The following is a 26325-nucleotide window of genomic DNA, read 5'->3' as shown; positions in this document are numbered from 1 at the left end:
TTTTTATATAATAACTGATTCTAACTATTTCATGTTAGTATCTAAATGAACAAAATTAGAATGGATACAGTATTACATCTCTTTTAAAACATTATTTTTGTGTTTTCCTGAATTCTCCCGGTGTTACACCTCTGTGCTTTTTAAAGAGTCTGGAAAGATGGCTTTCATCGCTAAATTGAAGTTCATATGCGATCTCACTCAAACGGGTACTGCTATATTTTAAATAAGTTTCCACCAGTTTAAGTCTGTAATCTAATAAGTAATCCTGATAGGAAACTCCGGTTTGTTGCTTAAAGTATTCCCCGAAGTAATTCCCGGAAATGCCAAAATGGTCTGCTATAGTTCGAATACCGGTTTTTTCTCTGTCTTTTATATGTTGCTGGATGTACGTAATGATTTTCATGATAGAAAAAGCTTTTCTGTTTTCCTGCAGTTCAGAGGTTTCACTTTTAATAATATTACGGGCAACAAGATTTAGAAGAATGGATATACAATTACGTATAATAAGGTAATCATCCACTTTATTTTTAAACTCCCGGGCAATTTGTAAAATCAGGATTTCCGCAAAACTCTCGTCACTTTTATTACGGAATACACAGCCCGCTTTTGTATGATAATTATTGCTGATGTATTGTAGTTTATATAAATTTTCACAGCTTTCAATGCGGTCTGCCTCCAAGCGTATTTTATCAATAAACTCAATCGGACATTGTATGGTAATCAGTTTTGCACTTTCACTCTTAAAACAATAGGATTCTTTCTGAGGAATAATAAAAAGCTTTCCTTCCGAAAAACTGATACAACGTTCATCGTACATAAAAGCTCCCGCACCTTTTACGACATACACAAAAGAGAGAAAAGCCTGTGTTTTAAAACTGACCTCTTCCCCTTTCAGCAATATTTCGTTTACTTCAATTCCTTCTGAATGCAATCCTATCATTTTTACGTGCTTATTTTTCCTCCAAAAGTACAATTTTCACATAACATTAAGAGGTTACATTTGCAAAAAAAATATGAATACATACCCGAAACGATGGCAGGCACTCTCTTTTCTGATTGCAGGGGCGTTCCTTTCGCCCTTAGATTATTTTATTGTTAATATGGCTTTGCCTTCCATAAAAGAAGCATTTAAGGCCAGTGATCATCAATTGCAGATGGTCGTCGCTATCTATGGACTTACCTATGCTGCCCTTGTCGTTTGCGGAGGCAGGCTTGGTGATATGTATGGTCGAAAGAAAATTTTCATATTAGGATTATATACTTTTTTGTTTTCATCTCTTGCCTGTGCCTTTTCCACAGATATTACAGGGTTGATCATCTCACGACTCTTTCAGGGTGTGGGAGCGTCTCTACTTGCACCTCAGGTTTTGGCTTCAATAAAAATTTTATTCAGCAGTAATGAGCAACCTAAGGCAGTAAGTTTTTTCAGTTCAGTATTTGGTCTTGCTTCGGTGATCGGTCAGCTTCTTGGTGGTGTCCTTCTCAGCATGCATTGGGTAACGTTTTCATGGGAACTCGTATTTCTGGTTAATGTACCGGTTACCATCATCTGCATACTGGGAATTCATTTTACAATGGATAACAGTTATAAAGACGAAAAAGCCGGAATCGATTTCATCGGTTCTATAGTCTTAATATTGGCTTTACTTATGTTGATCTGTCCCCTTATTTTTGGACAAAAATATGAATGGGTATGGTGGATATTTGGAATAATGCTGGCTGGTGCTACATTATTGACAGCCTTTTTTACTTACGAAATGTACCTGCTAAAAATTGACAAACCCGTACTGGTAGATCCTACTTTATTGCAGAATACATCATTTGCATTAAGTCTGGTGATTATCTTTTTTTATAATTTTACAGCCGGTTTATTTATTTGTTATCCTTATTATCTGCAAGAGTTTTTGCATCAGAATTCTCTGCAAACAGGGCTGGCTATTATCCCCTATGGACTTGCTTTTTTTCTGGGACCTCTAACGATAACCAGAATGAAATTAGCTCCACATAGAATGATTTATCTGGGACTGGGACTATTGATATCAGGATTTATATTTACAGCGGCCGCCTTTTATTTTCAACAAAAACCATCCTTAATCACCCACATCACCCTGTTTATAGCTGGATTAGGACATGGTACCATTATGCCGGTGATGATGCAAACCTCTATTTCCCTGGTCTCTAAAAATAAGGCAGGACAAGCCTCAGGTTTAATTAGCATTGGAATACAAGTAGGGAGTGTAACGGGAGGAGCAGTAATTGGTACTTTATTTTTCAATATCATCAAGGTGGTAGAGTTTTCTGAAGCCTTTGCCATAGCTATTTCATTGATTGGGGTTTTTCAGATTATCGGGATATACGCGAATGTCAGATTAAAGAAGTACACAGAACAATATTGATTCATCTTTTTTTACAATTAAAATAATTACAAATTTAAACCTATGAACAATACAGAAAAAATTGTCAAGGAAATCACAGAATTTCATCAGGATATCGAAAAATGGTTTCAAGGTACGGCCGAAGACCGGGATCTTCTCTACAAAAAATTATTATCCGGCTTTTCCCCGGAATTCAAAATGATAAACGGAAATGGGTATACCGTCACATTATCTGCGTTTTCAGATTGGCTCCCGACCGTATTTGGAAAATTTCCTGAACGTACTGTGTATGTAGAAAATATAAAAGTCTGGCATTCTGACCATCATGGATTAGCTACCTATACAGAAGTTCAGATTACAGGAGAATCTTCAAACAAAAGGCAATCTTCTGGTATTTTTTTACTACATCCGGAAAAAGCTTTATGGTTCCATCTTGTAGAAAAATGGATATAAAATCACTGATTTAATCATGTTTAAGAATTTACAAATGATTTTTAGAATGTTCAAAAAGCTACCTCTTAGGTAGCTTTTAATTTATGATGTGTACTAGTTTTTGGTTTTAAAAATATCCATCTGTCTTGCCATAATAGCCAGTAAGATTCCAAAGCAGGCAAAAAGTCCGTAAGAATATCTAAGATCAAAAGCTTCTGCAACATATCCTATCAACGGTGGACCTATTAAAAATCCTAAAAAAGAAATACTTGAAACAAAAGATAATGCAATGCTGGGAGCTACTGTATTGACCTTTCCTATACTACTATAAATTGACGGTACACTTAAAGATCCCCCCAGACCAATAATCATAAATGCAATGATACACACCCAGAGTTCAGGAAAGAAAACACTCAGAAAAAGCCCGCTGCTCATCAGGATACCACAACCTTGTAAAACCAGTCTCTTCCCATATTTTTCAATAATCCGATTTCCGACAAACCGACCTAAAGTCATCATTAAAATAAAACTCGTATACCCCAGTATTACAAGCTTTTCCGGAGCTTTCACAATCGTTTGAAAATACACCCCGCTCCAATCAAACATTGCTCCTTCAATAGCCATACTTAAAAATCCAATGATTCCCAAACCCACCAATGTAGGATTAACAGACTTAAAAAGCGATTGTTTTTGAGGCTCCACTTTATGAATTACATTGGTTAAATAGTTTTTACTGTAGAACCAAAACCCTGCAACAAGGATAAAGGTACATACAAAATGGTAAAATGTTCCTACATTCATTGTAATCATCAACAAACCGATAAGGGCACCCATCAATCCCGCAAAACACCAAGCACCATGATATGAAGACAATAATGTTCTTTTGGTAATAGATTCTATTTCTATAGCCTGGGTATTGATCGCAATATTGCACAAATTTCCCGACACTCCAAAGAAAAACAGTACAACAGCCAAAACCCAATATGATGGAGAAATCCCAATCAATAAGAGGAAAACAGGATACAGCAAAAAACACCTCTTAATTACCCAACTGCTCCCATAAATACTGATCAGTTTACCTGCTAAAACCATAGTGGAAAGCTGTCCGATCGGCATCAAAAGCAAAAGAGTTCCCAATTCTGCCTCACTGATGGAAAGTGTATTTTTTATGATAGGAATCCGGCTGGCCCATGAAGAAAAAACAAGCCCGTGGGCGAAGAAAAGTAAAAAGCAGGCGGCAGGCATTTTCGCACTATAAGATTCTCTATCTTGCATTATAACAACATTTAGTAAAATTTCTGCTTGCAAAGTTAGGTACAGTTGCGCAATAATATATATTCCATTTTTGTCATTTTATATTCCATTTTAAACAATCTGCCTCAAAAGAAAAATTAACTACTTACATTTGTCTGCAACAATACAGGAAACAAAAATCACCACTGTTTACAGGAATAATTCATCACTGCAATGATAGATATCAAACCAAATTTTGAAGGGTTATATATTAAGAAATATACAGCAAGCGAGCTAATCTGGTTTCGAAAAAGAGCTCATAAACTCAATAAGCTGTTGCTTTGTTTTGTATCTGATGGTGAAATGAGAATCAGAATGAATGAAGTCGATTTTCATATTCAAAAAAATTCAATCATCATGTTGCTCCCAGACACAGATCTTTTGGACATTTCTGGCAGTAACGACCTGGATTTTATGGTGTTTTTTATCTCATTGGACTTCATCAGCACATACAGTTTTCTGACCGCACTTTTAGCCAGTGATGAAATTAAATTCAATCCTGTCATCCAACTGGAAAATCCAACGGGCCATCTCATCTGGCCTACTGTCAACCTGATACGGGATTATCATACCCAAACCGACAAAGAAAGTACTCCGGAATCTGTACAGTATTTATTGTATGCTTTGCTTGAGTTGGTTTCCAAGCTTTTTTTACCGGTTATAAAAAATAACACCCTTCTGCAAACCAGAAGCCAGGATATCAGAGAGCATTTTTTCAAATTACTCAACGAACACGGACATCTGCAGAGAAGTGTCATATTTTATTCTGATCAGCTTCATCTTTCCCCTCAATATCTAAGCAGCTTCATCAAAAAAGAAACAGGAAAACCGATTAAACAATGGATAAGTTATCAGGTGATCAAACATGCCAAAGAACTTCTCAAAACGACTTCCCTCTCCATTAAAGAAGTCAGTAACCGGTTACAGTTTGTAGATTCTTCTCTTTTTTGCAGATATTTCAGACGTTGTACGGGAATAACAGCAAACACCTACCGGGAAAACTACAGGATTAAGAAATAACAATATTTTCAGAAATACAGATTGCTATTTTCATTAATTTTGTTCTGTTAAAAACTATTTCTATGAAAGAAAAATGGATTACATATCCTCTTATTTTAGAAGGTATAACTGTAGATTTAATTTCGCTTGATAAAGAATATTTTGAAAAATTGTATACCGCAGCATCAGATAAAGAACTTTGGGAGCTGATTCCATGGGAAGAACCAAAGGTTAAAATTGAAGGGAAGATTGAAGCGAAAAAAGAACTTATAAAAGAGGCATAACCAATTGCTCTCCTGATAACCAGCATCACCATGAGAAAAAATCTGTTAAAGAATGAAGCTTCTACTGCGATCATTGCAAGGGTAAAAAATCTTTCTGCTTCGCATACTCCTCTTTGGGGAGAAATGACCGCTACGGAGATGCTTCTTCATTGTAACTCCTGTAACCAGCAAATTTTGCAGGAAAATGAAAACAAAAACAAAACTACTACTCTGCAACAGTTTATTTTGAGGATACTGGCTCTTTACATTGCTCCCAATTTTAAAAAGAATATTAAAGGTGAATCCAGACATGATACCAAAGGAAAGGTTGACAATGCTGATTTTGAAGAACAAAAAACTGACTTTATTCTTTTAATTGCATTGTTTTCTGTTACTACCCGCCCTTTAACACTTCCTCATCCTGCTTTTGGAAATATTTCAACCAATGAATGGGGAATTGCAGCCTATAAACACATGGACCATCATTTAAGACAATTTGGAGTCTGATCCTTTTTACTAATTTCCATACTTAAAAACAAGAAAAAATGCCTTTGCTATACTCAGAAAGCAGAGAACAGGCTTCACCAAAATTGCCCATTCTCTGCTTCCATTTATTTTTAGCATTTCCCGTTTCCCGGGCATATTCTGAAATAAGTAGATTTTAAATTATTTTGTTTTTTAATTTTTATATTCAATCTGTTCTTATTGTTTAATAATTTTCTTAGATACAGTATTTCCGTTCTTCAATTCTCCCTGAAGGATATATACCCCTTTGGGAAGCTTGGAAATATCAATATTCTTAACATTTCCGGTTCTTATAACGGCCTTACCATCCATGGAAGTGACAGTGATCTTTTTAAAGTCTTCTTTTGATGTCAGCGTGATCATATCGGCACTTGGATTAGGATGAACCGAAATCTGCTCTTTTTTAGTATCTAAATCAGTTGTAGATAGTGATCCTGCCTCCGGATAAGAAACACTTTTTGTCACATTCGTTGTTCCGCTTACAGTAAAAGTATTGATGGCAAAATTAAATACAATCCCTGCACTTGGGCTTACCCACATATAAGATTCATTGGTATAATTGAATGGTCCCGGTGTTTGTGTAGCGGTTCTCATTCTTTTTATTCTCAAAACATTAGGATAAGTGCCCGTAGGAGTTGTAATCGTGCCGTAAGCATCTACGGTATAGTCTACCTGCCCTGTTTCAGTACTGCTACCTGCTCCACCGGTACTGAACTGATAGGTATCGGTAAATTGCTGCAGGTAAGTAGCCGGAAATTTAAAATTAATCAGCGGATCCGTATAGGTCATTGTCATATCTCCCGGAACCGCATAGGTACCTAGCATTGAAGCTTCAGTATCCGATATTAAAGTAAAGTCGTAGACATCTGAGAGTGTTGGTCTGGTAATTCTGTTGGCTCCCGGAAATCTGAAACAGTTGGATTGCCCCGGACATTCATTTGTGGTACTGGTAGATACATTAGGAACTATATAAGCAGAAAAATCCCAGGTTGCGTTAGCTCCCGAAGCCCCTGCGGTTACAGTGGGCGCAACATCTCCTGCTCTGAAAGTAATAGGAATATTGATCTTATCAATAGCTGCTCTTGTTATTGAAGGCTGAGCGTGAGCCAGCATTCCGGCAACAAGAAATAAAGAAAAGTTAAGCTTTTTCATAGGATGTATTTTTGGATTTGATAGGTGTTTATTTCCAATACAAATGTATTTTTAGTTTAAAAACCTATCAATCCTGAAAAGGAAGTATTTTTTTATACCTGAAATCAGGTATTTTTTATTTCAGCTCAAAACTTTATTTTCTCTTCTGATAAAAATACCCGACAATACTGCCGGACAAAGCATTAATTAAATGATTGTCTGTAACTTAAAGGAGTTTTATCCGTTTTCTTTTTAAAAAGTTTATTGAATGACTGCGGATGTTCAAATCCCAGCGCATAAGCCACCTCCGAAACTGAAAAATTGGTGGATGTGAGATATTCCTTCGCTTTTTCAATCAGTTTTTCATGAATATGTTGTTGTGCATTCTGACCGGTAAGATTCCGGAGCATGTCACTGAGATAATGAGGTGATAAATGGAGTGAGGAAGACAGATATTCCACGGTGGGAAGTCCTTTTTGCAATGTTTCCTCCTGGTTGAAGTAATTCTCCAGAATAGTTTCCATTTTCGTTAACAGGTCATTATTCACGGCTTTTCTTGTGATAAACTGTCTTTTGTAAAAACGATTACTATAATTGAGTAAAACTTCAATATAAGAAATAATAACATCCTGGCTCACTTCATCAATTGCTGTATTCAGCTCATTTTGAATACTATCCAGCAATCCGGTCATTATTGTTTTTTCCTGATCTGATAAATGTAAAGCCTCATTGGTATCGTAAGAAAAGAATCCAAAGTTTTTAATCGTCTTTGCCAGCGGATAACTTCGGAGAAAATCCGGATGGATCAGCAAAGTATGGCCACAATATTCAGCGTTCATATCTACAGAAAGAACCTGACCCGGAGCGGTGAACATCATGCCCCCTTCGTTAAAATCATAATATCCTTGTCCATATCCCATTTTTCCGACTGTAGAATATTTATAAGAGATCTTATAAAAATTAAACAAAAAACTTTTAATCAAAAACTCTTTGTTAATGTTCATCTTAGTATTATCCACCAAACTTACAAGTGGGTGAAGAGGTTTCGGAAGCTGCAGTAAATCATGCAGTTCAGAGATGGATGAAATTTTCAAAGGGACATTATCTTTCTTTTCCATGATATAAAATTATAAATTATTTGATTGAAAAGGCAGTATAAAATGAAGTTTACTTTATACTGCCTTTTAAAAGCCTGATTAAATAAACTGTTTCCCAAACTGTTCTCTAAACACTTCATCACCTAATTCGAGACGTTGCGCATAGATCGCTTTAGCATCTTCTCCTGCTACATATCGCAGTTGTTTTTTACCGTCCGTAGCTGCCCCATACACCACTTCTGCAATCTGTTCCGGTGTAGAAGCAGCTTCCATCATTCCCTCCATTTTAGAAAACAGAGAATTGGTCATTTCTTCATAAGCAGGACTGGATGCTGAATCCAGCGAGCGGCTTACAAAATCTGTCTTGATACCTCCCGGAGAAACTGTTTTAATATCAATTCCTAAAGTATTAAGCTCAAACGCTAGACTTTCGCTCCAGCCTTCAAGCGCCCATTTGGTTGCATGATACGTAGAGCCCAACGGGAAGGCAACTAGCCCACCTATAGACGTTGTAGAAATAAACATTCCTTTTTTCTGTTCCCTGAAGTAAGGAATAAAAGCCTGTGTAACACGTATAACCCCCAATAAATTGGTGTCCAGCTGTTTTACGATCTGATGATCAGAAAGGGCTTCTAAAGGGCCTATAAGACCATAACCTGCGTTATTGTAGACAACATCAATATCTCCAAGCTCAAGAGCCTGTTGTACGGTTGATTGTATCTGTTCCGGATTGGTCACATCCAGTGGAAGTACTGTTACATTCTCCAAGTCAGCAAGATCGGCTGCCGCTTCTGGATTTCTCATCGTTGCAATTACTTTCCATCCTTTGTTTTGAAATAATTGAGCAGTTGCTTTTCCTAATCCTGTAGAAGCCCCTGTTATAAAAATTGTTTTCATTTTTTTCTTTGTTAAAAATTACAGGACAAAGTTCAGCATCAGGAGAAATTCAAGAGTTGCCAAAACGGGGTAAGCTGTAGCCAAAACGGATGGAAATAAAATGAAAAGTATTGAAGCAAAAAAATGATTTAATTGATCATTCCAACAAATATTTCACTCCGGAAACCAGGTATGGCTACTTCCCTGAGCTAAAAATCAATATATAATAAATATTCCTTTAAATAGCGTCTATTACTATTATGCATGGATCATCCAGAGTACAAAAAAAGCATTCCAAAAATACACTGATATGATGTGTTTTCTAAGATAACCTGAGGCATTTGCAGCTCTTAGATTCATTTGTTTTTTGTAAGTTTGTCTCCATCAATTTTTATGGCCGAATATATTCTTGACAACATCAATATCACTACTCTTTCTGTGTACGATCTTATGAAACATACCACAGAGAGTACATTCATTGGAATCAGGGATTTTCATGAGGTATATCCCGTTAGTCTGGAAAATAATACGGGAATATTTACTAAAAATGGATCTATTACGGAGTTTCCGGTGGTAGCTATCAGTAAAATAAACAATTCATTACTCTGCTCCTGCACCTGTGATCAAACTAAAACACAGCTTTGTGCTCATCAGGCTGAAATTGTTCATTGCATCTTAGAAGAGAAAAATTACAGAATCTTTTTTGATGATCATCTTAGGAAAAAGACACTGATCTCTAAAGCAAAAGGGTATGGATTAGAAAACGAACCGGATCTTGATATATACTTCCGGTTAGACTATTCTGATGGGAAAATTGAGATCTCCCCAAGGATCAAAGAAATGCTTCCTGTGGACACTGCAATGCTCCAAAGGGATCTTCTCCCCCAACATCCATCCAAACTGGAAGAACTTGCATTGAGAGAAACCGGTAAAAAACGAATATTGGTCATCAGTAAGCACCGCTATTACAACCATCTGATCTTTTCTCTGATGGAAGCAGAAACAACACAAACAGGGAAAATCAAAAATCCGGTTGTTCCTGTAGATGCACTACAACTTATATGGGAAGCTGAGAAAGCTGAAGACATTAAATTCTATACCGCCATTACCTCTTTTCAGAATAATTATAACGAAGAATATAATGCCGCAGAATTTGAAGCATTGAAACGCATTGCTCAGAATCCACTGAACTTTGAGGTCTATTATCATGACCGTGATCTGGCAGAAATTATCTCCACCAAATCCCTCCTACCTATTGAACTTAACACTTTAGATGCAGAGATACAACTATCTGTATTTAAGAAAGATCCGTTTTATGAAGTAACAGGAGAATTACAATTCAATGACCTTTCTGTTCCTTTCAAAAACATTGTCCTCAGAAACGACTATTTCGTCTATAACCACAACACTTTCAGTCTTATAGACCATCCGGACATGTTAAGAATCATTCGTTTTTTTAAGGCAAACAACGAGATTTTACTGATACACTCCTCAAAATATGAGGAATTTACTAAGGATATATTATCTGTTTTAGAAGATCGTATACACGTCAATTACAAGTACATACAGTCCGCAAAGAAAGTACAACTTGAACATACGGGATTTGAGATAGAAAAGGTAGTTTACCTTCGCCAACAGGATAATTATATCGGGATCACTCCTGTTATGAAATACGGTCAGGTTGAAGTTCCGGTATATTCCAGAAAGCAGCTTTTTGATACTGACCAGAATGGTAATTTATTTAAAATAGAGAGAAACGATTCTGCAGAAGCACGCTTCACCTCTCTTATCATGCAGCAGCATCCGGATTTTGAAGAACAGATGGATGGGTACCAATACTTCTATCTTCACAGAGATAAATTTCTGGATAACAATTGGTTTCTGGAAGCATTTGAAGCCTGGCGAAATGAAGGAGTCGTTATTCTTGGGTTTAATGAGCTGAAGGACAATAAAATCAATCCGCATCAGGCAAAAATTAACATCCAGATTACCAGTGGCCTGGATTGGTTTAATGCTCAGCTGAAAGTGAGCTTCGGACAGAAAGAAGCTACCTTAAAACAGATTCATAGAACGATTCGAAATAAAAGTAAGTTCATTCAGTTGGATGACGGTACCTTGGGAATCCTTCCTGAGGAGTGGATGAAGAAGATGTCTGCTTATTTCAGGGCCGGAGAAATTGATGAAGAACTGTTGAAAATTCCGAAAATTAACTTTACTGAAATATCCTCTCTTTTTGACAAGGAAATCCTGAGCAAAGAAATACAGGACGAGGTTAAGTCTTATTCTGCCCGATTTTCATCTCCAAAAAAGATTCCTGCCGTCAGTATTCCTGCTGATTTACATGCTCAGTTAAGAGACTATCAGCATGATGGTCTGAATTGGCTGAATTTTCTGGATGGGTTCAACTTTGGAGGTTGTCTGGCAGATGATATGGGGTTGGGAAAAACACTGCAAATCATTGCTTTTATTTTGTCACAAAGAGAAAAGCGAGGCCATACGACCCAGCTTGTTGTCGTACCGACTTCTCTTCTTTTCAATTGGCAGGAAGAAATCCGAAAGTTTGCTCCTTCCATCAAAGTTTTATTGCATTATGGGCCGGATCGACAAAAAAGCATTGCTCATTTCACGGGATATGAAGTCGTTCTCACTACCTATGGAATGCTTCTTTCTGATATCCGTTTTTTGAAAAACTTTAACTTCAATTACATTTTTCTTGATGAATCACAAACCATCAAGAATCCGAATTCTGAAAGGTATAAAGCTGCCCGTCTTCTTCAATCGAGAAACAGAATTGTTTTAACCGGAACTCCGGTCGAAAACAGCACTTTTGATCTATACAGCCAGCTTTCTTTTGCCTGTCCCGGATTATTGGGAAGCAAGCAGTATTTTAAAGATATTTATGCTATTCCTATTGACAAATTTGAATATAATAAACGTGCCATTGAACTTCAACAGAAAATAAAACCTTTCATTCTTCGAAGAACAAAGAAACAGGTTGCCAAAGAACTTCCTGAGAAAACAGAAACGGTAATTTATTGCGAAATGAATGCCGAACAACGTCGTATATATGATGCCTACGAAAAAGAACTTCGTGAGTTTATTGCTGCCAATGATGACGATGAACTTAACAAAAACAGCATGCATGTTCTTACTGGTCTCACAAGGCTCAGACAGATCTGTAATTCTCCGGTTCTTCTCAAAGAGGGCCATTCAGGAGAGCACGCGGTAAAAATTGAAATTCTGATGGAACAGATCCTTGGTAAATCAAAAGATCATAAAATCCTTGTATTCTCTCAATTTGTTGAGATGCTTGATCTGATAAAAGCCGAACTGGAACGTCATGGAGTATCATTTGAATACTTAACGGGGAAAACTAAAGACCGGGGAAAAAAAGTGACTAATTTCCAGGAAAATGAAGATATCAGAGTATTTCTGATCAGTTTAAAGGCCGGTGGTGTCGGGCTTAATCTTACTCAGGCTGACTACATCTACCTGATTGATCCGTGGTGGAATCCTGCTACTGAAAATCAAGCCATTGACCGTAGTTATCGTATCGGTCAGACTAAAAATGTGATTGCTGTACGAATGATCTGCTCCAATACCGTGGAAGAAAAAATTCTGACCCTTCAGAACAAGAAGAAGCAACTTGCTCAAAACCTGCTCAGCAGAGATAAATCTAAATTTCAAGGGTTTTCAAAAAAAGATCTGTTGGACATTCTGGAATCAGATTAGAACCAAGAATCTCACCTTTATTTGTGTTCTAAAATCCATGCAAAAAAACAAAATCGACAGACACTTAGTCTGTCGATTAAAAAACAAAAATTGATATGGATATGATTTAGATGTGTGTTTTTATTTTTTAATGATCTTCTCAGTGATCATCTTTTTATCTTTTGTCTGGATTTTCAGCAGATATGTTCCGGGAACAAAGCTTTCCAGGCTGATTACTTCAGAATTACCTTCCAGCAGTTTCTGACCTGTTATATTGTATACTTCATATTTTTCCAATCCTTTGATCCCTTTAAGCGTAATGATGCCCGTGGTTGGATTAGGAAATACTTTTATTGATGTGTTTTTAGAAACTTCTGTAGTTGAAAGATTTTCCGGCTGTATATTGATCGTATAATCTTCCGTTTGCCCGATAAACCAACCCGAAGGACAAGGTAAGTTCTCCAATGTTCCCATCCATGAACTGGATTCATAAGCTTTTACAATTCTCAAACGGGTGTTTCCAAGTAATGCATTGACAGGGATTGTAATAGTACCTGATGTAACTCCCGATTGTTGACCTGAAACCGGATCTGAATTGTCCAGATATCCCAGGTTAAATTTTTCATCCGCATCAAATACATTATTATGATTAAAATCTATGTAAGCATACGCTGAAACCGATGTCTGTCCGTGAGTACCACCTGTTACAGTTACAGGATAATCATTCCCTCTACTGGCATTAAAAACAACCGATGTAAAGTTTTCAATAACTTCTGAATTTCCACCCATTGCACTGTCATTGCTTATTCCCGCAAAATCTACTGTACTGATTTCGCTTACAGTAAGAGTAGTTACATTTTCAGCACCACAGTAAGGGAATGGAAATACAGCATTATTGCCTGAAATCATCACAGTATAATCTTCAACCTGTCCTGCTCTCAGATCAGAGTCACAGGCTGAATTGATAGAATTCGGAGCCGCCGAATTTGAATATGCCTCCACATTTGTGTTTTTGAGTACCCGCATTCTTGTGCTTCCAACGGTGGCATTGGCAGGAATTACTATAGAATTATTGATGGTAAATGCATTGGCGGGGTTTGCTGCTTCAAGTCTACCAATGTAGAAGCGCTCTCCTGAATCATCAAAATTACCATTCTGATTAAAATCTATAAAAACTACCACATCACTTGGGAATGTACTTGATGGCCCTTTCACCGATATCAGGTAAGAATTTCCGGTTTGCAGATCTGTAGATATTGAGGTAAAGTCTTCATAGATCTGAGCATTCCCGGATTGAACCGATGATGAATTATTGATTGATCCAAAAGTTACATTACTGATCATATTACTGTCAGCCCCATACTGGAATACAGGCATACAATATTGTAATTGAGCATTCACAAGTGAGCAAAGTACAATGCCAGAAAGAGTAGTTATTTTCTTCATAGAGTTCTTAATTTTTGATGAAACAAATTTATATTTATTTAGAATCAATAAAAATAAGATAGCAATGATTTTTGTCAGTTTATTAACATTTAAGGGACAACATTAATACAACCATCTAAAAACAAAGCAATAAGGAAATAAAAATTAACAAATAAAAAACGCAGACCATTTTTAAATTTAAAAAATAGTCCACATTATACGGGTAAGAATTCAAAATCAGGTATAAGAACTCATATAGTTTTGAATATATTGTCGGGGCGAGCCTGTATTCTTCATATGTATTCTTAAAAAGTATCAATTTTAGCTACAGCATCCGGAGTATTAAACTTACATCTTCCCGCTCCTTTACCCGGGAATATAGCATACATTAAGCCCGCAACCCATTAGTAACCTGATTTATAGCTACTTCTATAAAAACATTATGTTTCATAAATTAATGCTTTTGAAAATGAATTTAAAACATTCATGTAAGTCAACTTTGAGATAATCCTATCCTAAATTTTCAATAAGAACAGCCGAAGCTCCCCCACCTCCGTTACAAATGGCGGCAATACCATATCTTCCCCCTTCCTGACGCAATACATTGACTAAGGTTGTTATAATTCTTGCTCCTGAAGCTCCAATCGGATGTCCCAATGCCACAGCACCTCCGTAAACATTTACTTTGTGCAGATCATATCCCAGAATTTGTTGATTGGATAAAATTACTGATGAATAGGCCTCATTGATCTCAAAATAATCAATATCTGCCAGACTCAGACCTGCTTGTTTCAATACTTTATTAATCGCTATGGAAGGTGAAGTGGTAAACCATTCCGGGGATTGAGCAGCATCAGCATAAGCTATAATTTTTGCCAATGGAATAAGCTGATGTTCCTGAACAGCTTCTTTTGATCCCAGTAACAGGGCTGCTGCCCCATCATTCAGATTACTGGAATTGGCGGCAGTTAAAAACCCATCTGGTTCAAAAGCAGGTTGTAATAAAGAAATCTTTTCAGGTATAAGTTTATCTATATCTTCATCTGTATTGACGATGACTGTGTCCTTTTTTCCCATAACGGATATAGGGAGTAACTCTTTAATAAACTTATCCTCCGAAGTTGCTTTTTGAGCCTTCTGATATGATAAAAGAGCATAGTCATCAAGTTCTTGTCTTGTATGCCCATATTTTTTGACTCCCAGTTCTGCAGCACTTCCCATATGAAAATCGTTGTACACATCCCATAAACCATCTTTGGTTAAGCCATCTGTAAGGGTTGCATCTCCCAGTTTTTTTCCTTGTCTGAGATACGTATAATGAGGAACATTACTCATACTTTCCATTCCTCCGGTCATTACAATATGTTCCAACCCAAGCTGAATCTGCTGGGCCCCTATCATTGCGGCCTTCATTCCGGAGGCACAAACCTTGTTAATCGTTGTAGCATCCTTATCTACGGGAATATGGGCAAAAATAGCAGCCTGCCTAGCCGGTGACTGTCCTAATCCTGCTCCCAAAACATTCCCCATATATACGCTGTCTATAACATCCGGATCAAGTGATACACTTTCATAGGTATTCTGTATGGCAATAGCTCCCAGTTGAGTCGCTGTAAACCCTGATAAACTTCCCATAAAACCTCCAATGGGAGTTCGTTTTGCAGCAATGATAAATACTTCTTTCATAAGATATTAAATTTTAAAATATACCGATCGGTATGTTTGTGATTGAAAAATAAACTCTTGTAATAATAATCAATGAGGAATACAAATATAAACAAAATATACTGATCGGTATATTTAAGGTTTGAAAAAATGTCTCAGCTGGAGCTAAGACATTTTCTTATTTTTATTCCCGACTTAGCTGGTCCAGTTTTTTTAATAAAGTCGGAATTCTGTATGCACCATGCATTTGTTCAACCTTTAATTTCACTTCGTTTACATCAATCCCTTTTGCAGTAAGGAAAAGTGGTGTTTTACTTTCTCCCCTGATTATACTTCTTCTTTGAGAATCAGGAGTCGTAAATTCATTCTTTGCAATTCCTACTACAGGATATTCTTCCTTTAGCATCTCATAAAGATGTCCTCCAAGCCCGATTTTCCCTTCATTGTCCAGGGTTACATATCCATCAACAATAATAATATCTCCTGGCTTAAGTACGATCTTTGTCAACAGACTAAGTATGCATGGTAATTCTCGTTTATAAAAAGCACCACTCTCATACCCGGAGTTGATTGGTGTTTGCTCGGTGAAAATTTCTACCTCCCTTTCTGAACTCCAGTCTTCAAATGCAATACACACGGTATTGGCATAATCTTCATAATAATAGGTATCAAAAGCGTAAATCATATTTTTCCTTCGTTAAAAAACTCACCAAAATGCCACAAAATCCCTGATGGATCGTGTACAAAACATTCTTTTCCCCAATCCATGGTTCTCACAGGAGTAAGCCTTACATTTTCATAGGTATCTGTAAGCCTTAAAGATAAAAGTTCCTTCCAGAATTCATCTGTATTGACAACCTCCATAAAAATCATGGTATTGTCAACCCACTCTTTTGCATAATAATCCTGAAGATAAAAGCCTGTTTCCTGCTGTATAAAAAGGGAAAGCTTAGGCTCAAGCACAACTTCTTCAAACCCAAGATCTCTATAAAAGCTTCTGCTCACTTCAAAATTAAGTGCACCAATAAATGGTCTGATTGATTTCAGCTGTGATTTCATACTGTTTTTATTTTTCAAACTGCTTTTTTAATCCTTGTCAAGGATGATATCTGATTATTTTCTGTCAACCACAATTCTTTCTTCCCTATTGGCTATATCCCAGGCGGTGGTAAAGATAAGCTGTGCTCTTTTTTGCAAAAGTGGATAATCAATCTTTTCAGGATCATCTGTTGGTTTGTGATAATCTTCATGAATTCCATCAAAGAAAAATGCCACCGGAATATTGTGTTTGGCAAAATTATAATGGTCTGAACGATAATATAATTGCTCCGGATCATTAAGATCATCATACTTATAATTCAATTCCAGATTATTTGTTCTCTTATTCGCTGCCTCATTGATTACTTTAAGCTGAGAACTCAACATGTCTGATCCTATTACATACACATATTGTTTTCCTCTGTTCCCGGGATCATCACGTCCTATCATATCAATATTAAGATCAACCACTGTATTGGCAAGTGGAAAAACCGGGTTTTCAGAATAATATTCTGATCCGAATAAACCATGTTCTTCACCTGTTACATGAAGAAAAAGTACAGATCTCTTTGGTCCTTTTCCTGCATTTTTGGCTTGCTGGAAGGCTTTGGCAATTTCCATGACTGCAACAGTTCCACTTCCATCGTCATCAGCTCCATTATACACAACTCCGTTTTTAATTCCTACATGGTCATAGTGTGCAGAAACCACAACAATTTCTTCTGGTTTTTCACTTCCTTCAATAAAGGCAAGGATATTTTCAGAGTCCGGAAGGCTGCCCCCACCTCTTTTCTTCATAAATTCAGAAGGTACTTTCTGATAATAAGAACCTAAGGTTTTAGGATAAGAAATGCCTAAACTTTTATAATAGTTTGTGATATACTCTCCTGCTTTTTTCTGTCCTTTACTTCCGGTATCTCTTCCTTCCATATCATCAGCAGCAATTACATAGAGATTCTTTTTTAAATCTTCAGCCTTGATCTCTTTATACGCATTGGTAAAAGCTTTGTCATGGTTTGTTGATACAGGATTTGAAGTTGTTCCGTCAGAAATATTTGTCGTTCCGCAACTGGTCATTACAGCTAAGGAAAATAGCGGGATAAGTAGTTTTTTCATAAAGAATAATTTCTTAAAAATAACAATTTTTATTTAATCTTTGTTGGAATGTTATTTTCATTATATTTGATTTAAATGCAAAGATGAAAAAAATTATCGGTTTTACGCATTATTCATTTTTTACGGAAATGTCTGAGCTGGCTCAGAGACATGGAAGCTATGATCTTTCGTTAGGTCTCCCCGATTTTGACATTGACCAGCGGCTAAAAACCTTCTTACAAGAGGCTGCAGATCTTAATACGCATCACTACGAACCTCTTTGGGGCAATCCTTTACTCATCGAAAGCATCATCCGATTCAATGCAAAACGCAAAAACAGTATTTCGCTGACCACCCGGCAAATCACTATTGTTCCGTGCGCAACCTTTGCTTTACATACTACCCTCACATCTATTTTAAATCAAGGAGATGAAGTCATTATCATACAACCTTCTTATTATACATATGCCCCTTCCGTGGTAATGAACGGAGGTGTTCCCGTGTATTGTGATCTTGATAATAATTTTGTCATCAACTGGGAAAATCTTAAAAACTGCATTTCAGAAAAAACCAAAGCCATCATTGTCAATTCACCCCAAAATCCAACCGGAAAAATCTGGAAACAGGATGATTGGAATGCATTGTATGAATTGATAAAGGACCGCGAGATCTATTTGGTTTCAGAAGAAATTTATGATACGTATTGCTATGACGGGATAGAGCATTATAGTTCTTTTTTGCATCCGGAACTTAAAAACAGGACGTTTTGTATTTTTTCATTTGGAAAAATGTTTCATACTTCCGGCTGGAAGGTAAGTTATATGCTGGCTTCACATGAATTAACTTCCCTGTTCCAATATCACCAGCAATATATTTCTTACAGTGCCAATGCACCAGCACAATATGCATTAGCAAAATATCTGGACATATTTGATCCCACGGTCAATCAAAAACAGATGCAGGTGAAAAGAGACATCTTTAATGAACTGGTTCAGGATACTCCTATGGAAATCGAGCAAAAGGCTGAAGGAAGTGTTTTTCAGGTGGTTAATTTCCGGAATGTTTCTAAAACAATGACGGATGTAGAGTTTTCAAAGTGGTTAACCGTTGAGAAGAAAGTAGCATGCCTTCCTCTTTCTGCATTTTACCATTCCCGGCAAGATTCAGATTATATCAGGTTTAGTTTTGCTAAAAAAGATGAGCTTATTATTCATGCTTTGGAACATCTGAGAAAGAATCTTTAGTTTTTGATGAGAAATCCTTTCCATATTGTTTAGCTACAGGCTGTACGGATGATTGTTCCCGGGATTGCATCTGTTTGAAAAATCAGAAATTTTCCAACAAAAAAGCACTGCATTTGCAGTGCTTGATATTATATTTACTGATTTTATAAGGCTAATACCCGTACATCAATTCTTCTGTTTTTGGCTTTACATTCATCTGTATCATTCGCTTCACAAATTGGATGTTGTGAGCCATACCCTTCTGCTTCTACCCTGTCTGCTGATACTCCAAGCTCGAGTAATTTAAGTTTTGTGGTTTGTGCTCTCAGATTAGAAAGTTGCTGGTTGCTTTCTTCATTGCCACTGCTGTCTGTATAACCTCCTAATTTTATTTTCAGATCAGGATATGCATTTAGAATTTCTGCCAGGTTATTGAGCTGCATTTCGTAACCGGGTTTTAAATCACTTGAACCGGTTTCAAAATAAAGGTTTTCAATGGTAAACCATTTATTAGGATCTACAATAGTTTTATCTTTCTGATCAATGGATTTATACAGCTGATAGATCTGGCTGCCTTCCCCTATGGATATTGTTTTTCCACCTTTTAATTTTAATTTCTGAATATTTCCTGTCTCATACACAAAATCACCGTTTTCATTCAAATGTCCCTTAATTTCTGCAGGCGTTAAAGCTAATACTGACTGATCAACAGAGCCTATAGCAGAATGATCAGTGGAAACTCCGGTTAAGGCCTCAATTTTTGCTTTTCTGTTTGCTTCAATTTTATCCTTATGTAAAACGGCTAATGTTGGCGCAATCACCAATGAAACGATTGACATTAATTTAATAAGAATGTTCATTGACGGACCAGAAGTATCTTTAAACGGATCTCCTACTGTATCTCCAGTTACAGAAGCTTTATGAGGTTCTGAACCTTTATAATAGGTTTGTCCGTTAATATCAACTCCTTTTTCAAATGATTTTTTAGCATTATCCCATGCACCTCCGGCATTATTCTGGAACATCCCCATTAAAACTCCACATACCGTAGCACCTGCCAAAAATCCACCCAATACTTCCGGTCCAAAAATAAACCCGATTAATAAGGGTGATATAATGGCTATAGCTCCCGGTAACATCATTTTTCTGATGGAAGCATCTGTAGAAATGGCTACACATTTTTCATATTCAGGTTGTGCTTTTCCTTCCAAAATGCCTGGAATTTCACGGAATTGTCTTCTTACTTCTTCTACCATGGCCATGGCAGCCTGCCCTACTGCAGTGATGGCTAACGAGGAAAAAATAAACGGAATCATTCCTCCTACAAACAACCCCGCAAGAACATCTGCTCTGTAAATATCAATACCATCAATACCTGCAATTCCCACAAAAGCAGCAAACAAAGCCAAAGCCGTTAAAGCTGCGGAAGCAATAGCAAACCCTTTTCCTGTAGCTGCGGTTGTATTTCCTACTGCATCAAGAATATCAGTTTTTTCACGTACTTCTTTAGGTAATTCACTCATTTCTGCAATACCTCCGGCATTATCTGCAATGGGACCAAAGGCATCAATAGCAAGTTGCATCGCTGTAGTAGCCATCATTCCGGCAGCCGCAATTGCTACTCCGTAAAGTCCGGCACAGAGATAAGAACCATAGATTCCTCCCGCCAGAACGATAATCGGTAGAAAGGTTGATTCCATTCCTACAGAAAGACCACCGATGATATTGGTAGCATGTCCGGTTGAAGACTGTCTCACAATACTTGAAACCGGTCTTTTCCCCATAGCTGTATAATATTCTGTAATAATACTCATTAAAGTTCCTACCACTAATCCCACCATTATGGCTCCAAACACTCCCATTTTAGTAAATTCATGGCCTCTGAGAACCATTTTTTCAGGAAGGATATAAGTCACCAGAAAATAAGATGATATTGCAGTAATAATAATACTTCCCCAGTTTCCTAAATTCAGGGCATTTTGAACGCTGGAGGTTGTTGAGCCTTCATTATCATTAATTCTTACGAATAAAGTTCCGATCATTGAAAAAATAATTCCTGTTCCTGCAATAAGCATAGGTAAAAGAATCGGAGCAAATCCTCCGAAGGAATCATCTGAAATGGTTTCTCTTCCTAATACCATCGTTGCGAGAACCGTTGCAACATAAGACCCGAAAAGGTCAGCTCCCATTCCGGCAACATCCCCAACATTATCCCCGACATTATCAGCAATGGTAGCAGGATTTCGTGGATCATCTTCAGGAATACCTGCTTCCACCTTTCCTACCAGGTCAGCACCGACATCTGCAGCTTTTGTATAAATACCACCACCCACTCTGGCAAAAAGAGCAATCGACTCGGCTCCTAAAGAGAAACCGGTAAGGATTTCGATTGTTTTTTCCATCTCATGAGAATCAACAGTTGCATCAGGAGCAAAGATCTGTTTGATAATTAAGAAGAGAGCTCCTAGTCCGAGAACTGCCAGTCCTGCCACCCCCATTCCCATTACCGAACCTCCGGTAAAAGATACTTTAAGGGCTTTTGAGAGTGAGGTCTTCGCTGCCTCTGCGGTTCTCACATTGGCTTTTGTAGCGATTTTCATCCCGATAAAACCTGCCAAAGCTGAAAATACAGCACCTACGGCAAAGGCTATCCCGATACTCCAGTGTGAATTGGCATTGCTGGATCCCATTACTGCTAACAGAATGGCGACAACAACGACAAAGTAAGTTAAAATTTTGTATTCAGCTTTTAAAAAAGCCATGGCACCATCAGCAATATGTCCGCTGATTGTTTTCATTTTTTCATTTCCTGCATTCTGTTTACTAACCCAGTTACTCTGAAGAAATGTATAGAGCAAAGCTACGACACCAAAAATTGGCACTAACATAAATAGATCCATAGTTTAATATTTTTTTGGTAATAGAAAATTAAATATAATAAATAATTACCATCAAAGCATTAAAAAATTTGGGAGTCCTGCTTTATATCATAGAAATAATTTTAAGAGGATAAAATGAGACGGCTCCTTTTTTGGCCTTCAATGATCTATAAAATCGATCTTTCAAACTCTACCTACTATTGTATTTTCTTTCATAAAAAAAGGATAAACACTAATTTGTTTATCCTTTTTTTATGGTAGATCAGAGAATTTTATCCTCCGAATTTTTCTGCATAATCTGCTTGAGAAGCTTTAATCACTTTTCTTGCGTGTTCAGCTCCGTATACCTCCTGAATTCTACATTTTGCAGGCTCATCCGGTAAGTTTTTGTATGTTAAGAAGTAATGCATTAATCTTTTTACTTCAGCTTCCGGTAATTCAGAAATATCTCTGAAATGTCCGAATGCATGGTCATTAATCATTACTGCAACAATTTTATCGTCAGCTTCTCCTCCATCAATCATTTTAAATCCACCGATAGGAATAGCTTCCATCAATAAACCTCCTGCATGAATATTGTGAGAACTTAAAACACAAATATCAAGCGGGTCATGATCTCCCATCGTCACATCATCAGCTCCTGCTTCGATGGCAAGTTTCATCACTTCATTGTGGCAATAAGTTCTTGGTACAAAACCATATAAAGCCGGAATAATATTAGAAAACTTCTGTGGCCTGTCTACTTTTAAATATCCTGTTTCTTTATCTACTTCATACTTGATCGTATCTGAAGGAACAATTTCCACAAATACGTTGACAACATTTGGCGCATCTTCTCCTGCAGAAATACCGTGCCATGGATGTGCTTTAAAATTTGGAATCATTATTTTGTCTGTTATTTTTTAAGTTATTATTAAAATTTCTTTTCTTAAATCTTCAATGGTTTCCGCAATATAATCGTTGCTTTCCATATAATTCATGATGAATATCGTTTTAAACTCATCCAGCTCAATATTTTCTTTCAAGCCGTCATGTGTTTTGTGAAGAAGCTCCACAACAGCATTTTTAGAATCTACAATATTTTTCCAGGAATGCTTTGTGATGTACAGCTGTTGAGATGAGTTATAGTCAAATTCTTCATTAATAGCCTTTTCGGTAAGGAAAATAAATTCATGAACGGCTAACTCTCTGTCAAATCTCTGAATGAGGTGAGACGGTTTTATTCTATCCAGAAATAATGTCATCCTTTCATAAGAATGTGTTTTGTTTTCCGAATTGGATTTCACACTAAGCAATTTGATTTCCTGGTTTTTAAGAGTGATATATGAATGTACAAATTGTCTCAACAAAACCAGAAAAGGGATTGCAATAATCAATGCAAATGCATACGGTAGATATCCTGATAAACTCGTCATAATTTTAGATTGCAAAATTACTAATTATTTTCCGTGTTCTAAAGAGTTTTTAAAGATATCCTCTTTAGAGTTTTGTATATAGATCATAGACAGGATAATGAGGAGATAAAAGCCTATCATCATTCTGTTTACCAAAGAAGGAAAAATTAAAAATCTTAGAAAAACGGACCCATAAATAATCACAAAAAACAAATACTGAGCTTGTTTTTCTTTATCTCTCAGAGAAAAATTATTGGCTAAAATAATCACCAGAATTATTAATAAAAGAGGAAAATAGGAAGCATTGAACTCTAACATTATATTTCTTTTGACAAACTGAAGATAGTCAGAAAACTGAAACAAATCAGGGTGAGATACAGGATATAGCTGAACTTGTGTAAACTGGTTCATAAACAAAACAGACCATGATATCTGGTTGAAATACTGAATCAATAGAAAAGATGCAAGCAAATATCCGTATGACAAAAACAAAATCTTTTTACTAAGTTGTCGTTTATTTCTATAAAAGTAAAGAAGAATATAGACAAATGAATAAAAAATAAAATACTCAGGTCTTGTTAAAATGCATAGGACAGCAAAGATGGTTGCAAAAAAGAAATTTTTCCTGATCAAAAATGCATAAAAGCTTAACAGAAGCAATACGCAAGATAAAGAATCGGGAGAGGCATGCCGGCTGGATTCAAGGATGGGTTTAAATAATGAAAGAAGAATAGTGATTATTGTTGCAAGGGTATAATTTTTTAAAATTCTGATCAGGAAACAGAAAATCAGTACGAGAATCAGCGCATATGAAATAATGGAAATCAAAAATGTTGCAGCAGAGGCCTCAAAACCAAGTTTGAAAAAAGACCAGTTGATAAAATTATAGAAAGGTTTTACGGCAAAAAGTTGTAATTCTTCTCCATAGGCTTTAGGATTCTCTGATAAAAATTTATAATAAGTACTCTCTCCTTTTGCTACTTCCTCTACCATTGGATCTACGGGCCCCAGTCCTGCAAAATCGGGATTTTTTTCTTTTAATTCTGAATAAACCTTTTGATGGATCTCTTCAATCTTCATATCTGGATATTCCGTCTTATAGATCAATCCCATATATGCCTCCATATCTGTATTGTAATACTGATGGGTATACAGATAGTATGACATGATGCATACATAGATTGAGAATATAAAGAGCAAAAGATTTTTTCTTTTTTTCATAAAACAATACTATTAACAAGATTTATTCATAAACAAATCACTATGAGAAACTTATTCTATTCATACTATAGCACCCCCGTCCTCAAAAACATTTTCCGGTTATAATCAAATATCCCAGTTTTTTAATGAGATTTTTTTTTGAATTCTCAATGACTCCATACGGTTTAAGTTCCGGGCGAAAACCTCTGAAGAATTCCTCAATATTAGGTAGCTCTCCGCCTTCAAAGTCAAAAATATTTGTTTCAATTGTTCTCTCAATAACTTTATCAATTAATATTGACGCACCGGATAATTTTACATAATTTTTATCATTAAAAGTACCCAAAAGAGCCACCATCTTACAATCCCTGTAAGTGGCAATAGCATTGATTATTTCATTATTATAATAAAAAGCTAAGAACTTTAAACGATTTGAATCATACAAATCTTTAAAAATTTTAATAAACTCCGATAAATCTTTTTCCTTACTCGCTCCTATTGTATGAATTTCTATAAAATTCTTCACTTCCTCGTAAGTAACATCTTTTGTAGCTACCTTATGTAGAATATCTTGATCTATCCTGAGTTTTCTCTTTCTTTTAGGAGAATATCTCGCATATACTTTCTCATAGGAATCCGGATATAGCAAAAAATTCTTCTTCCTTTTTATTTCTCTCTGAAATTGATTTGCATCATTAAACTGATAAAGACTTACTAAATAATTTTTTGTGAAATAATCTAAAAAAGCTTCGTTAAGGGCCATATTATCCTTAGCTGAAAAAATCCCCAACTGCTGACAAAGTTTAGGATTGTGTACAATTTTTAGCCCATATTTTCTTACGAAAGGGATGGGCATTACAGCTTCGTAATCTTTATATACCAGCAGTTCCCATTGCTTCTTGGAAGTAACATCTAAAAAATGTTGGGTAGCTGTGTATTTCTTCTGTTCAGAATGATCAACGCATTGAGCATATTTCACAAAGTCAATTTCATGGTATTTTAATCTTTTAATCATAATAAACCTGCATCAGAAAAACTAAAATAAGAATCCTGTGTAATAATAATGTGATCTAAAAGTTGGATGGTTAGTGTTTGCCCACCGTCTTTAATCTTTCTTGTAATATTAATATCTTCCTTGCTGGGTTTTAAACTTCCGGAGGGATGATTGTGGGCGATAATAATACCTGTCGAAAAATGTTCCAGAGCGATCTTAAATAATATTCTCACATCAACGATAGCCTGGCTGATTCCTCCATGGGTCAATTGCGAAATATGGATAACTTTATTACTGTTATTTAGAAAAATTGCCCAAAATTCTTCAGTTCTTAAATCTGAAAGCTGATTTTTAAGAATAGCATAGGCATCATGGCTGTTTCCAATCACTGACTTTTCCGGAATTTCCTGCCCTGCCCTTCTTCTTCCTATTTCTAATGCGGAAGCAATAGAAATAGCTTTTGCCTCGCCAATTCCTTTAAATTTCATCAAATCTTTAACAGAAAGAAGGCTCAACTGATGCCAGTTATTATTGACCGAGGTTAAAATCCTCCTTGCCAATTCTACCGAACTTTCCTCCTTATTTCCGCTCCCCATAATGATTGCCAACAGTTCCGAATCAGAAAGTGAATTCTTACCCTTTTGTAAGAATTTTTCCCGTGGTCTGTCATCTTCTGCAAGAAATTTTATGGACATGGAAATTGATTATAA

The 26325-nt window shown here is 36.4% G+C and carries 23 protein-coding genes; 7 read left to right on the top strand and 16 right to left on the bottom strand.

What is annotated here, in order from left to right; translation table 11 throughout:
* Nucleotides 1-91: 91 nt before the first annotated feature.
* Nucleotides 92-940, bottom strand: coding sequence for an AraC family transcriptional regulator (locus C1631_RS01200; RefSeq protein WP_103250087.1), 849 nt, complete (start codon nt 938-940; stop codon nt 92-94).
* 73 nt (nt 941-1013) lie between these two features.
* Here C1631_RS01200 and C1631_RS01195 point away from each other — a divergent pair, with 73 nt between their 5' ends.
* Complete coding sequence (locus C1631_RS01195; RefSeq protein WP_109709884.1) at nt 1014-2396, top strand: MFS transporter; 1383 nt, start codon at nt 1014-1016, stop codon at nt 2394-2396.
* A 42-nt stretch (nt 2397-2438) separates the two neighbouring features.
* Nucleotides 2439-2828 (top strand): hypothetical protein, encoded by a 390-nt coding sequence (locus C1631_RS01190; RefSeq protein ID WP_109709883.1) that lies wholly within the window; start codon nt 2439-2441, stop codon nt 2826-2828.
* Between the two features lie 93 nt (nt 2829-2921).
* On the opposite strand, the gene C1631_RS01185 is transcribed toward C1631_RS01190, so the two are convergent.
* A complete protein-coding gene (locus C1631_RS01185) occupies nt 2922-4082 on the bottom strand; it encodes an MFS transporter (RefSeq protein WP_109709881.1) in 1161 nt (386 codons plus the stop codon).
* A gap of 375 nt (nt 4083-4457) precedes the next feature.
* Here C1631_RS01185 and C1631_RS01180 point away from each other — a divergent pair, with 375 nt between their 5' ends.
* The 3 genes from C1631_RS01180 to C1631_RS01170 all read left to right on the top strand — a co-directional run bounded on the left by C1631_RS01180 (nt 4458) and on the right by C1631_RS01170 (nt 5869).
* On the top strand, nt 4458-5120 hold the full coding sequence (locus C1631_RS01180) for a helix-turn-helix domain-containing protein (protein ID WP_228440952.1): 663 nt from the start codon (nt 4458-4460) through the stop codon (nt 5118-5120).
* A gap of 62 nt (nt 5121-5182) precedes the next feature.
* The gene (locus C1631_RS01175; RefSeq protein WP_103248599.1) at nt 5183-5383 is read left to right on the top strand and encodes a hypothetical protein; all 201 of its coding nucleotides are present in this window, start codon (nt 5183-5185) and stop codon (nt 5381-5383) included.
* Between the two features lie 30 nt (nt 5384-5413).
* A complete protein-coding gene (locus tag C1631_RS01170; protein WP_109709879.1) occupies nt 5414-5869 on the top strand; it encodes a DUF1569 domain-containing protein in 456 nt (151 codons plus the stop codon).
* 195 nt (nt 5870-6064) lie between these two features.
* Here C1631_RS01170 and C1631_RS01165 read toward each other — a convergent pair whose 3' ends face one another.
* From C1631_RS01165 to C1631_RS01155, 3 genes are all read right to left on the bottom strand, one after another.
* Nucleotides 6065-7039 carry a T9SS type A sorting domain-containing protein gene (locus C1631_RS01165; RefSeq protein ID WP_103248600.1) on the bottom strand — a complete coding sequence of 325 codons (975 nt, stop codon included), beginning with the start codon at nt 7037-7039 and terminating at the stop codon, nt 6065-6067.
* Between the two features lie 182 nt (nt 7040-7221).
* Nucleotides 7222-8136, bottom strand: coding sequence for a helix-turn-helix domain-containing protein (locus C1631_RS01160; protein WP_109709878.1), 915 nt, complete (start codon nt 8134-8136; stop codon nt 7222-7224).
* A gap of 78 nt (nt 8137-8214) precedes the next feature.
* Nucleotides 8215-9012: an SDR family oxidoreductase gene (locus tag C1631_RS01155; RefSeq protein ID WP_103249280.1), complete on the bottom strand. Its 798-nt coding sequence runs from the start codon at nt 9010-9012 to the stop codon at nt 8215-8217.
* A 372-nt stretch (nt 9013-9384) separates the two neighbouring features.
* Here C1631_RS01155 and C1631_RS01150 point away from each other — a divergent pair, with 372 nt between their 5' ends.
* Nucleotides 9385-12723 (top strand): DEAD/DEAH box helicase, encoded by a 3339-nt coding sequence (locus tag C1631_RS01150; protein WP_109709876.1) that lies wholly within the window; start codon nt 9385-9387, stop codon nt 12721-12723.
* A gap of 120 nt (nt 12724-12843) precedes the next feature.
* Here C1631_RS01150 and C1631_RS01145 read toward each other — a convergent pair whose 3' ends face one another.
* The 5 genes from C1631_RS01145 to C1631_RS01125 all read right to left on the bottom strand — a co-directional run bounded on the left by C1631_RS01145 (nt 12844) and on the right by C1631_RS01125 (nt 17946).
* Nucleotides 12844-14148: a GEVED domain-containing protein gene (locus C1631_RS01145; RefSeq protein ID WP_123966550.1), complete on the bottom strand. Its 1305-nt coding sequence runs from the start codon at nt 14146-14148 to the stop codon at nt 12844-12846.
* Nucleotides 14149-14637: 489 nt separating this feature from the next.
* Nucleotides 14638-15813: an acetyl-CoA C-acyltransferase gene (locus C1631_RS01140; protein ID WP_109709873.1), complete on the bottom strand. Its 1176-nt coding sequence runs from the start codon at nt 15811-15813 to the stop codon at nt 14638-14640.
* Nucleotides 15814-15976: 163 nt separating this feature from the next.
* Nucleotides 15977-16477 (bottom strand): endonuclease V, encoded by a 501-nt coding sequence (locus C1631_RS01135; RefSeq protein WP_109709871.1) that lies wholly within the window; start codon nt 16475-16477, stop codon nt 15977-15979.
* Nucleotides 16474-16851 carry a VOC family protein gene (locus C1631_RS01130; RefSeq protein ID WP_109709870.1) on the bottom strand — a complete coding sequence of 126 codons (378 nt, stop codon included), beginning with the start codon at nt 16849-16851 and terminating at the stop codon, nt 16474-16476. Before C1631_RS01130 ends, C1631_RS01135 begins: the two co-directional genes overlap by 4 nt.
* Nucleotides 16852-16905: 54 nt before the next feature.
* Entirely contained in the window at nt 16906-17946 is a 1041-nt protein-coding gene (locus C1631_RS01125) for a M28 family metallopeptidase (protein ID WP_109709868.1), read from the bottom strand.
* An 83-nt stretch (nt 17947-18029) separates the two neighbouring features.
* Between C1631_RS01125 and C1631_RS01120 the strand changes: the two genes are divergently transcribed.
* The gene (locus tag C1631_RS01120) at nt 18030-19169 is read left to right on the top strand and encodes an aminotransferase class I/II-fold pyridoxal phosphate-dependent enzyme (protein WP_109709866.1); all 1140 of its coding nucleotides are present in this window, start codon (nt 18030-18032) and stop codon (nt 19167-19169) included.
* Between the two features lie 143 nt (nt 19170-19312).
* Here the strand turns inward: C1631_RS01120 and C1631_RS01115 are convergent, their stop codons facing one another.
* From C1631_RS01115 to radC, 6 genes are all read right to left on the bottom strand, one after another.
* Nucleotides 19313-22048 (bottom strand): sodium-translocating pyrophosphatase, encoded by a 2736-nt coding sequence (locus C1631_RS01115; RefSeq protein WP_109709864.1) that lies wholly within the window; start codon nt 22046-22048, stop codon nt 19313-19315.
* A gap of 251 nt (nt 22049-22299) precedes the next feature.
* Nucleotides 22300-22911 carry an inorganic pyrophosphatase gene (locus tag C1631_RS01110; RefSeq protein ID WP_047495607.1) on the bottom strand — a complete coding sequence of 204 codons (612 nt, stop codon included), beginning with the start codon at nt 22909-22911 and terminating at the stop codon, nt 22300-22302.
* Between the two features lie 18 nt (nt 22912-22929).
* A complete protein-coding gene (locus C1631_RS01105; protein ID WP_109709862.1) occupies nt 22930-23442 on the bottom strand; it encodes a DUF7935 family protein in 513 nt (170 codons plus the stop codon).
* Nucleotides 23443-23466: 24 nt separating this feature from the next.
* On the bottom strand, nt 23467-24642 hold the full coding sequence (locus tag C1631_RS01100; protein WP_109709860.1) for a glycosyltransferase family protein: 1176 nt from the start codon (nt 24640-24642) through the stop codon (nt 23467-23469).
* A gap of 82 nt (nt 24643-24724) precedes the next feature.
* Nucleotides 24725-25636, bottom strand: coding sequence for a hypothetical protein (locus C1631_RS01095; protein WP_109709858.1), 912 nt, complete (start codon nt 25634-25636; stop codon nt 24725-24727).
* Nucleotides 25633-26310, bottom strand: a complete 678-nt coding sequence (gene radC / locus C1631_RS01090) for a RadC family protein (RefSeq protein WP_109709856.1) — start codon at nt 26308-26310, stop codon at nt 25633-25635. The genes C1631_RS01095 and radC overlap by 4 nt, the downstream gene beginning before the upstream one ends.
* Nucleotides 26311-26325: the final 15 nt, after the last annotated feature.

The sequence above is a fragment of the Chryseobacterium phosphatilyticum genome, from assembly GCF_002899825.2.
In the GTDB taxonomy this organism is placed as follows: Bacteria; Bacteroidota; Bacteroidia; order Flavobacteriales; family Weeksellaceae; genus Chryseobacterium; species Chryseobacterium phosphatilyticum.
This window is presented reverse-complemented; position numbering and strand designations above follow the sequence as displayed.

What these genes read in the sequence shown, in the direction of transcription:
- C1631_RS01175 (WP_103248599.1), top strand. Translation starts at nt 5,183, where the DNA reads ATGAAAGAAAAATGGATTACATATCCTCTTATTTTAGAAGGTATAACT.
- C1631_RS01185 (WP_109709881.1), bottom strand. Translation starts at nt 4,082, where the DNA reads ATGCAAGATAGAGAATCTTATAGTGCGAAAATGCCTGCCGCCTGCTTT.
- C1631_RS01180 (WP_228440952.1), top strand. Translation starts at nt 4,458, where the DNA reads ATGTTGCTCCCAGACACAGATCTTTTGGACATTTCTGGCAGTAACGAC.
- C1631_RS01145 (WP_123966550.1), bottom strand. Translation starts at nt 14,148, where the DNA reads ATGAAGAAAATAACTACTCTTTCTGGCATTGTACTTTGCTCACTTGTG.
- C1631_RS01135 (WP_109709871.1), bottom strand. Translation starts at nt 16,477, where the DNA reads ATGATTTACGCTTTTGATACCTATTATTATGAAGATTATGCCAATACC.
- C1631_RS01100 (WP_109709860.1), bottom strand. Translation starts at nt 24,642, where the DNA reads ATGAAAAAAAGAAAAAATCTTTTGCTCTTTATATTCTCAATCTATGTA.
- C1631_RS01110 (WP_047495607.1), bottom strand. Translation starts at nt 22,911, where the DNA reads ATGATTCCAAATTTTAAAGCACATCCATGGCACGGTATTTCTGCAGGA.
- C1631_RS01120 (WP_109709866.1), top strand. Translation starts at nt 18,030, where the DNA reads ATGAAAAAAATTATCGGTTTTACGCATTATTCATTTTTTACGGAAATG.
- C1631_RS01155 (WP_103249280.1), bottom strand. Translation starts at nt 9,012, where the DNA reads ATGAAAACAATTTTTATAACAGGGGCTTCTACAGGATTAGGAAAAGCA.
- C1631_RS01115 (WP_109709864.1), bottom strand. Translation starts at nt 22,048, where the DNA reads ATGGATCTATTTATGTTAGTGCCAATTTTTGGTGTCGTAGCTTTGCTC.
- C1631_RS01140 (WP_109709873.1), bottom strand. Translation starts at nt 15,813, where the DNA reads ATGAAAGAAGTATTTATCATTGCTGCAAAACGAACTCCCATTGGAGGT.
- C1631_RS01095 (WP_109709858.1), bottom strand. Translation starts at nt 25,636, where the DNA reads ATGATTAAAAGATTAAAATACCATGAAATTGACTTTGTGAAATATGCT.
- C1631_RS01150 (WP_109709876.1), top strand. Translation starts at nt 9,385, where the DNA reads ATGGCCGAATATATTCTTGACAACATCAATATCACTACTCTTTCTGTG.
- C1631_RS01170 (WP_109709879.1), top strand. Translation starts at nt 5,414, where the DNA reads ATGAGAAAAAATCTGTTAAAGAATGAAGCTTCTACTGCGATCATTGCA.
- C1631_RS01125 (WP_109709868.1), bottom strand. Translation starts at nt 17,946, where the DNA reads ATGAAAAAACTACTTATCCCGCTATTTTCCTTAGCTGTAATGACCAGT.
- C1631_RS01200 (WP_103250087.1), bottom strand. Translation starts at nt 940, where the DNA reads ATGATAGGATTGCATTCAGAAGGAATTGAAGTAAACGAAATATTGCTG.
- C1631_RS01130 (WP_109709870.1), bottom strand. Translation starts at nt 16,851, where the DNA reads ATGAAATCACAGCTGAAATCAATCAGACCATTTATTGGTGCACTTAAT.
- C1631_RS01160 (WP_109709878.1), bottom strand. Translation starts at nt 8,136, where the DNA reads ATGGAAAAGAAAGATAATGTCCCTTTGAAAATTTCATCCATCTCTGAA.
- radC (WP_109709856.1), bottom strand. Translation starts at nt 26,310, where the DNA reads ATGTCCATAAAATTTCTTGCAGAAGATGACAGACCACGGGAAAAATTC.
- C1631_RS01105 (WP_109709862.1), bottom strand. Translation starts at nt 23,442, where the DNA reads ATGACGAGTTTATCAGGATATCTACCGTATGCATTTGCATTGATTATT.
- C1631_RS01195 (WP_109709884.1), top strand. Translation starts at nt 1,014, where the DNA reads ATGAATACATACCCGAAACGATGGCAGGCACTCTCTTTTCTGATTGCA.
- C1631_RS01165 (WP_103248600.1), bottom strand. Translation starts at nt 7,039, where the DNA reads ATGAAAAAGCTTAACTTTTCTTTATTTCTTGTTGCCGGAATGCTGGCT.
- C1631_RS01190 (WP_109709883.1), top strand. Translation starts at nt 2,439, where the DNA reads ATGAACAATACAGAAAAAATTGTCAAGGAAATCACAGAATTTCATCAG.